Raw genomic sequence first — 1683 nt, 5'->3', positions numbered from 1 at the left:
CTCCGGTTCCGCTTCGCTCCACCTCCGACCGGCAATGGCGGCGGAGACGACAATGCACTAACACTCATCCCGGACCACCCAGTGGGGGCCGCTCATCCTGAAACTAGCGCCTCATATTCTCGCTCATTTGATCGCACTCCCCGATCTTCAAGATGGTGTAGGTCAGATCGCAGTCTCTCAATCTCACGGGTGTGCTCTGATTTGAAGTCTTCAAGCCGCTTGTCGAGAAAATGTTCAACAATCTTCTCCGCTCCCTGTTTCGCAAGCCACAGAATCGCACCAGCAATAGCGATTCCCGTGCCGCCTCCAAATGCCCAGGTGAGTAGATGGAGAGTGCTTGTCATTCTCGGCCGTCGCTTTGGATCATACTATGGCCGACATTGTATCACGGGGCGACGTGACGCTAGGTCTCGCCATTCCGCATCCGCCGATAACCCCAAGTTCACCTTCAGCCCCTCAGCGGGCATCAACCATGACATCCGAACCATCGAGATCGAAGGGGCTCCATGGTTCGTAGCCCACGACGTGTGCGCCACCCTGAAGCTGGGGATCAGCCACACAGGCTACGTCAACGTATGGAATGGGACTCAGACCCTCAGCAGGGATGAGAAGAGGGTTCTCCGCCGGACTGACCCTTGCCTGACAAGGGGCAGTGAGGTCCTGTTCGGATCGAGGGTCGTGAATGTGTCCCTCATCTCCGAGTCCGGCCTCTACAAGCTGGTGATGCGCTCCGACAAGCGTGAAGCCCGCCTGTTCCAGGATTGGGTGACCCGCGTCGTGCTGCCAACGATCCGCCAGACCGGCGCCTATGTGGTCGGCGAGGAGAAGCTGACATTGACCCTATAGCAACGACATGGTCGGGTCGGATTCAAAACGGTGAGACCGTCATGTATAGCATTCGGTGGCATGGTATTGCTTTGTGCGGCTTGATCCTGGGAACGTCATCCTCAGCTCATGCCGCGCCTCCTGGCGCATCAGACCTCGCGAACGAGGTGTCGTCAGATGCCGCCCAGTGTGCTGCCTTCTTCGAGATTTCGGCTACTTGCGCCGCGAATACCGATGCTATGGCGACTGCGGCTGATCTGCTCGAACATCGCAAGGTCATGGAGAAAATTGCCTTTCTGATGGGTAAGGCGTCTGGAATGTCTGTGGAAGGGGTTCAAGCTCGTTTCGCCACCGTCAGTGACGCCGAGCTTGAGTCGATCTCGCGGTCCTGCGTGAACTTCTCTGTGTTGCTGCATCGGTATGGGCGTGCATGTCGGGACTTTGAGGCCCACCCGGAGCAGCGCATGACCGACTTGCGCAGCCACGGACTCGGCACCGCATGGCCGAATGGCCTGCCCGATTGATAGTGGCCATACGGACGAGGAGAACGTCGCCACTTAAAGTCCCACGCCATGATGGCCGCTGGCACAGCATCGGCCTGCCCGACCCATTCCCAGCGGTCCGCCATGGCGTTTGCCTCGATGTTGGATTGATCTGGTGATCAATCTCGACAGTGAATGCTCAGAGCTAATGGCAGGCACCAAGGCTATGGTGGTAGATTACGTTATAGTTCTACTGATAATTTACCACCTCAGAGCCATCACCTCCTCCGCCCCACGGTTGTTTGAGACACTCCGTTAGCGGACGGTCTCCGCCTCAGGGGTGAGGACGATGACGACGAACACGGGAACGATTGCC

At 57.8% G+C, this 1683-nt stretch carries 2 protein-coding genes; both read left to right on the top strand.

The window, feature by feature from the left end; translation table 11 throughout:
* Positions 1-81: 81 nt before the first annotated feature.
* Complete coding sequence (locus FHR90_RS17105; RefSeq protein WP_317134368.1) at positions 82-846, top strand: BRO-N domain-containing protein; 765 nt, start codon at positions 82-84, stop codon at positions 844-846.
* A 41-nt stretch (positions 847-887) separates the two neighbouring features.
* Entirely contained in the window at positions 888-1349 is a 462-nt protein-coding gene (locus FHR90_RS17100) for a hypothetical protein (RefSeq protein WP_183275554.1), read from the top strand.
* The last annotated feature ends 334 nt before the right edge of the window (positions 1350-1683 follow it).

Source organism: Endobacter medicaginis (assembly GCF_014192375.1).
Classification (GTDB): Bacteria; Pseudomonadota; Alphaproteobacteria; order Acetobacterales; family Acetobacteraceae; genus Endobacter; species Endobacter medicaginis.
Note: the sequence above shows the minus strand (reverse complement) of the source record. Positions and strands in the feature narration are given on the sequence as shown.

Excerpts from the sequence above, each read along its gene's own strand:
- FHR90_RS17100 (WP_183275554.1), top strand. The coding sequence starts at position 888 with ATGTATAGCATTCGGTGGCATGGTATTGCTTTGTGCGGCTTGATCCTG.